The sequence below is a fragment of the Actinomycetota bacterium genome (assembly GCA_036280995.1).
GTDB lineage: Bacteria > Actinomycetota > CALGFH01 > CALGFH01 > CALGFH01 > CALGFH01.
In genome coordinates this window covers 1-5,565 of sequence record DASUPQ010000711.1, presented here as the reverse complement: position 1 = coordinate 5,565, position 5,565 = coordinate 1, and the positions used below count along the sequence as shown (strand labels likewise).

Sequence of the window (5,565 nt, the reverse complement as noted above, 5' to 3'; positions counted from 1 at the left end):
CCGGGCTATGAGCGGCGCCGACCGGCGCTGCAGTTGCACAAGTTCCTCAACAACATCCGCCACTTCGGGCCCGACCGGTATGTGCCGCGGATCGAGGCGGTCCTGGATGGCTACGGCTGGTGAGCCGACGGTCGCTGGGCTGCTGGTCTATGTCAGTAGATCGGGCAACGACGCCGGCCCCTACAGCGCGTTGGTCACCGCCGGTGGTCCCAGCAAGCCCCAGGCGACCTGGACCGCCGACGGCCGCCTGCTGCTCCTGGCCGGGCCTGCCGAGGATCCCACCAACGGCCTGGACGCGCCCAGGCATCAAGCACCCAGGCATCAAGATGGAGCGGAACGTCACCCTGCCACCGTGTCGGGCCTGGCGGGTTCGACCAGACGCTCGGGGAGCACAACCTGGAGGAGCGCCGGGGACGCGAGGGGTGCCGCGATGTCGACGGGAACCGGGGACGAGCAGGAGCGGGGCCGGGAGGCCGAGGTCCCCTTGGAGATCCCCAGGGCGGGCTGGCGGGACGTCCTGGTTCGGCTCAAGGATGCCATCCGGGAGGACCGCATCACCCTGATCGCGGCGGGAGTCGCCTTCTACGCCATGTTGGCGCTGTTCCCGGCCATGATCGTGGTGGTCTCCGTGTACGGGCTGGTGATGGACCCCGAGGAGATCGCCGCCCAGGTCCGTACCCTGGGCGTCCTGCCCGGCGACGTCCGCTCGATCCTCACCGGCCAGCTCGACGCGCTGGCCCGCGCCCCCCGTGGCCGGCTCAGCCTGAGCCTCGCCTTCGGGGTGCTGGTTGCCCTGTGGAGTGCCTCGGCCGGGATGCGGGCGCTGGTAACAGGCGTGAATGCCGCCTACTCGGAATCCGAGACGCGCGGGTTCGTGCGCCTGCGGGGGCTCGCCGTGGTGCTCACGGTTGGGGGGAGTCTGGTCACCGTGGTGGCCCTGGCGGTGATCGTGGCCCTGCCGGTGGCGGCCAGGCGGCTGCCCGAGCCGGCCGGGCTGCTGGTATCGGTGCTGCGCTGGCCGCTGCTGGCCGCGGTGTTGATCGCCGGTCTGGCCGTGCTGTACCGGGTCGCGCCGAGCCGCAAGGACGCCCGCTGGCAGTGGCTGAGCTGGGGTTCGGTGGCGGCTACCGGCCTGCTGCTGGTCGGCTCGATGCTTTCCTCGTTCTACGCCAGCTATGCGCCTGCGCAGAACAAGACCTACGGGGCCTTCTTCGGCGTCATCGTGTTGTTGTTCTGGCTGTTCCTGAATGCGTTCGCGGTGCTGCTGGGCGCGGAGTTGAACGCCGAGCTGGAACTGCAGACCAGGCGGGACACCACCGTCGGCCCGCCCCAGCCGCTCGGGGAGCGGGGTGCCTATGTGGCCGACCACGTGGCCGAGTCACCGGACGCCCCGGCGTGACCGCGATCAGCCGGGGGCTGGAACGGGCGGCCGGGCCGGGTAACCCTCGGGTAGGAGGGTGTCGCCGTAGAAGACCTGCCAGTGGTAGTAGCCGAGGAACGCCCGCCGGTTGGCCCGCAGCTGGCTGGCGTAGGCGCTGACCGCGCGCACATAGCGGCGGCTGGGGTTGTAGGCGTACAGGGCGGCGGCCATGTCGGCGGGGGCGCCGTTGGCGCGTAGCATCCGGGCCGCGGCCCGGATGGCATCGCCGGTGGCACCGATGTCGCCGCCGTGGCCGTAGCGCTTCCAGGTGGAGGGCAGAAACTGCATCGGTCCCTGAGCGCCGGCCGAGCTGGTCCCCCGGATCCGGCCCATCCTGGTTTCCACCAGGTGGATGGCGGCCAGGTACTCCCAGGGCACGGCCAGCTTGGCCTGGGCCGCCCGGTAGGCGGCGAGCAGCCGCCCGGCTGGGGCGGGGGCGACGATCCGCCAGCGCGGCAGCTGACCGGCGGGCCGGTTGAGCTTGCGCAGTTCCCTGCCGGCGAGCACGTTGGCCTGGACCACCCGCCGCAGCGAGGGCGACAGCTGACCAAGGACCTGGGGGACCAGCCGCGGCTGGCGGACCAGGGTGCGGTAGGCCCGCTGCTGGGCGCGACCCAGGGCGGGGAGCCTTCCGGCGGGGGTGGCGGGGTCGCGGATGGCGGTCTCGGCCGTGGTGAGCTGGGCGGCCAGCCGGTCGGCGGCCGGAATGGCGGCCGGCACTGCCGTGGATGGGGCGGTCGTCGGCGCCTTCGGGGCCGCTGGGACGGTCCTGGTTATCGTGGTGGCGGTGCGATCGGGGGCGGAGGGTGGTGGGCTGACGGCTGATCGACCATCGCCTGAGCACGCAGCCACCAGCAAGCCAGCGGTCAGGAAGGCGGCGAGTCGCAGGATACGGCGATGGTCGCGGTGGCTGCGGCCGCCCTCGGCGGCCAGGCGCCCGTCGGCGTGCAGGTCCATGCTCCGAGGGTACCCAGGGACCCCAACCAGGTTGTGTTAGGTGCCAAGGCGTTGAAGCTTCGGGTCCGCTCGGTCTGCCGCCCTGGCCGGACTGCTGGACGGAAACCTGGCTCTGGGTCGGTGGTCCTACGCCGTGCTACCGCCAGCTGACGATCAGGCGGTCGGTTGCCTGCTCGACCGTGGTGCCGAGAGTTGCGCAGGCGGCCCGGAAGCGATGCCGCATCCAGGCGGCGTCCTCGCCCGCGGCCAGGCGGGTGTGGCAGAAGTCCAGCTTCAGGGGGAGCGCCTCCAGCCGGACCGGGCCACCCGCATCCAGGGAGACCAGGAACAGCAGGCCGAGGTCATTGCGCAGTCGCGGGTCGACCCGGTAGTCGTCCAAGAAGTCGCCTAGGTCGTACAGGACCCGGCCGGCGACCCCATGGGGCACATGCGCGGAGTGGCCGGCGACCAGCGTCGCGCCCGCGTCCACCAGGGCGGTCGCGGCGCGGCGGACGTGCCGGACCGGCGCGGTGGTCATGTTCGGGCCCCAGTGGGGAGAGACCAGCAGGACGTCGGCGTCGGCCGCTCGTACCGTCTGTAGCAGCCAGTCGGGCACCGCGCGGCCGAGGTCGGCGAAGGCGACCCCGGGTCGGTCGGGGCCGGCGCTGAAGTCGGGCGGATGGTCGGTGACCCCGACCACCGCAACCCGGAGCCCGCTGGCGCCCAGCACGGCAGGCTGGCGGGCCTGCTCGAGGTCGGCACCGGCCCCAACCACAGCGATGCCGGCGGCGTCCAGATGCACCAGGGTGTCGAGGAGGGCGTCGACGCCGTAGTCCAGGGCGTGGTTGTTGGCCAGGGTGACGCAGTCGACCCCGAGCAGGACCAGCAGCTCGACCGCTCGCGGTGGGGCGCGGAAGAAGAACGGCTTGCCGGGAGCGTCCCAGGGCCGGCCACGCTCGGAGATGCAGCACTCCAGGTTGAGCACGACCAGATCGGCCTGGTCCATGGCGGCCCGGACCTCGGGCGCGACCAGGGCCTGAGGCGGCGAGGTGGTCAGGGCCCGAGCCACACCGCGACCTAGCATGGTGTCCCCGGCCAGCGCCACCGTGACGGTCATCACCCACCCCGGTCCTGTCGGCTGGACACCCCATGGACTCCGATGAGCGGGACGAACCGGGCGGGGACGAGCTGGGCGTCGGTGACCAGACGGCCGGCTTGCTGGCGGAAGGCGGTGACCTGCTCGCGCCCGCCCGGACCGACCGGATGCACCAGCCGGCCACCTGGGGCGAGCTGGTCGATGAGCGGCCCCGGGACGTGGGGGGCGGCGGCCGCGACCACGATCGCCTCATACGGGGCGTGTCCGGGGACGCCGAGGGTGCCGTCGCCGACCACGACCGTGGCCCCGGCCAGCCCGGCCGCGGCCAGGTTGGCCCGTGCCTGGGCGGCCAGGTCCGGGAAGCGCTCGACCGAAACCACCTGGCGGGCCAGCATGGCCAGGATGGCGGTCTGGAACCCGAGTCCGGTGCCGACCTCCAGGACCCGCTCGGTGCCGGTCAGTTCCAGCGCCGCCACCATGGCCGCGATCAGGCTGGGCTGGGTGGTCACCTGCCCGTGCGGGATCCGGATTGGTGCATCCAGGTACGCCTGGCCGGCGGCTTCGGGAGGCACGAACCGGGCCCGCGGGACCGCCCGGAACGCGGCCAGGACCCGGCGGTCCCGGATCCCCTCGGCGCGCAGCGCCCGGACCAGATCCTCCGGTGATCCCGGCTGCTCGGTGGCAGGCGGTGTTGGCATGGCGAGTCCTGGCCTGGTTGCGCCGTTCCGACCGGGATGACGGGGCGCGATGGACGCGCTTGGGGGCTAGGCGGTCGACCCCTGGCGGCTGATCCGGTTGACCAGGTCGCCGGCCGCCTCCCGGATCTCCTCGGCCAGCCGGCGGTCCTGGTGGGTCTGCTCCTCGTAGGTGGCCAGCCGTTCGCTGGCTCGATCCAGCAGCGAGGAAAGCGCCCGAGCCTCCTGTTCGGTGAGCGTGATCTGGCCTGCCATCACGATTCCTCTCTCTGGTGTGTTGATCCTAGAGTTCCACCGCGATCGTTCAGGTTCCAGGAGCGGAGCCGCCAGCTGTCGGCTTGGGCTGTGTCAGCGCTGGTAGGTACCGATGAGGGTGCCGCTGGCCAGCTCCTTGCCCTCCAGGGCACGACGCAGGTCGTCGGCGGACGCCCCGGCCACCAGCCCCAGCGGCGCCGAGGCGGCGAACACCCGGAAGAAGTACCGGTGCGGGTCGTCCCCGACCGGCGGCAGGGGGCCGCTGTAGCCTTCCTCACCGAAGTCGTTGCGGCCTTCCACGGCTGCGGCCGGATGCTCCCCCTCGGCCAGCCCGGTCGCGGTCGGCTGGAGCCCGGCCAGCACCCAGTGAATGAAGCTGCCACGAGGGGCGTCGGGGTCCTCGCAGAGTACGGCCAGTTCCACGGTCTCCTCCGGCACCCCTGACCACTCCAGGGCCGGTGACAGGTCCTCATGGTCCTTGGCGTGCCGAGCCGGGATCGGCTGGTGGTCGCCGAAGGAGGGGCTGCGCAGCTCGATGCCGGCCATGTCAGCGTCCCTCGTCGTCGGCCGGCTTGATGCGCTCGTCGAAGGTCACGCCACTGCCCTCCAGCCCGACGCTGCCTGCGGAGATCCTCTAACGCCCTACCCTTCTGCCAGCGGCCAAAACCGCGACGCCCAACCAACCTCGGGCGCATCCCGGCGCGTGGTCGAGGGATCTGCGGTTGCGATGGGCTGGCGAGCGTCGGCCGGTCTCATCGGCAGATCAGAGGAGGCGACATGGGCAGGTGGGCGCGTAGGCCTCGGTGCCCACAGCTCCTCGGCGCGGCCGATCATCGCCTCGGCCGTCTCGGTCACTGCACGGACTGCTCGGCGTGCTCCGCGACCTCGGTCTCCCGCTGCTCTCGGTCACCCATCTCGACAGCCGCCAACCCGGAACGTCCCGTCACCGAGCCTCACCAGGAGGAGCCCAGGCGGGTCAGTCATCGCCCGTCATCGACCCGGCAACGAAAGGAGCTCACATGCGCACGGCCAGAAGGACCGCCTTCGGACCAGGGCCATTCGGGCTAGGCTTGACGGCGCCAAGGAATCGGAAGGGTCAGTCATGAAGGCGTTCGTCTATGAGAAGTACGGCCCGCCGGAGACGCTTCGGATGGCCGAGGTCG

Annotated in this window: 6 protein-coding genes; 1 reads left to right on the top strand and 5 read right to left on the bottom strand. The window is 72.0% G+C overall.

Going from position 1 to position 5,565, the window contains the following annotated elements:
* The first annotated feature begins 430 nt into the window (after positions 1-430).
* Positions 431-1,399 (top strand): YihY/virulence factor BrkB family protein, encoded by a 969-nt coding sequence (locus tag VF468_23980; GenBank protein HEX5881346.1) that lies wholly within the window; start codon positions 431-433, stop codon positions 1,397-1,399.
* A gap of 6 nt (positions 1,400-1,405) precedes the next feature.
* On the opposite strand, the gene VF468_23975 is transcribed toward VF468_23980, so the two are convergent.
* The 5 genes from VF468_23975 to VF468_23955 all read right to left on the bottom strand — a co-directional run bounded on the left by VF468_23975 (position 1,406) and on the right by VF468_23955 (position 4,948).
* Positions 1,406-2,140 (bottom strand): lytic transglycosylase domain-containing protein, encoded by a 735-nt coding sequence (locus VF468_23975; protein HEX5881345.1) that lies wholly within the window; start codon positions 2,138-2,140, stop codon positions 1,406-1,408.
* Positions 2,141-2,513: 373 nt separating this feature from the next.
* Positions 2,514-3,473 (bottom strand): CapA family protein, encoded by a 960-nt coding sequence (locus VF468_23970; protein HEX5881344.1) that lies wholly within the window; start codon positions 3,471-3,473, stop codon positions 2,514-2,516.
* Positions 3,473-4,150 carry a protein-L-isoaspartate(D-aspartate) O-methyltransferase gene (locus tag VF468_23965; protein ID HEX5881343.1) on the bottom strand — a complete coding sequence of 226 codons (678 nt, stop codon included), beginning with the start codon at positions 4,148-4,150 and terminating at the stop codon, positions 3,473-3,475. The genes VF468_23970 and VF468_23965 overlap by 1 nt, the downstream gene beginning before the upstream one ends.
* Positions 4,151-4,216: 66 nt before the next feature.
* Entirely contained in the window at positions 4,217-4,402 is a 186-nt protein-coding gene (locus VF468_23960) for a hypothetical protein (protein HEX5881342.1), read from the bottom strand.
* A gap of 93 nt (positions 4,403-4,495) precedes the next feature.
* Positions 4,496-4,948, bottom strand: a complete 453-nt coding sequence (locus tag VF468_23955; protein ID HEX5881341.1) for a YbhB/YbcL family Raf kinase inhibitor-like protein — start codon at positions 4,946-4,948, stop codon at positions 4,496-4,498.
* Positions 4,949-5,565: the final 617 nt, after the last annotated feature.

Coding starts and splice junctions, on each gene's coding strand:
- VF468_23980 (HEX5881346.1), top strand. CDS start 431: ATGTCGACGGGAACCGGGGACGAGCAGGAGCGGGGCCGGGAGGCCGAG.
- VF468_23970 (HEX5881344.1), bottom strand. CDS start 3,473: ATGACCGTCACGGTGGCGCTGGCCGGGGACACCATGCTAGGTCGCGGT.
- VF468_23965 (HEX5881343.1), bottom strand. CDS start 4,150: ATGCCAACACCGCCTGCCACCGAGCAGCCGGGATCACCGGAGGATCTG.
- VF468_23960 (HEX5881342.1), bottom strand. CDS start 4,402: ATGGCAGGCCAGATCACGCTCACCGAACAGGAGGCTCGGGCGCTTTCC.
- VF468_23955 (HEX5881341.1), bottom strand. CDS start 4,948: ATGGCCGGCATCGAGCTGCGCAGCCCCTCCTTCGGCGACCACCAGCCG.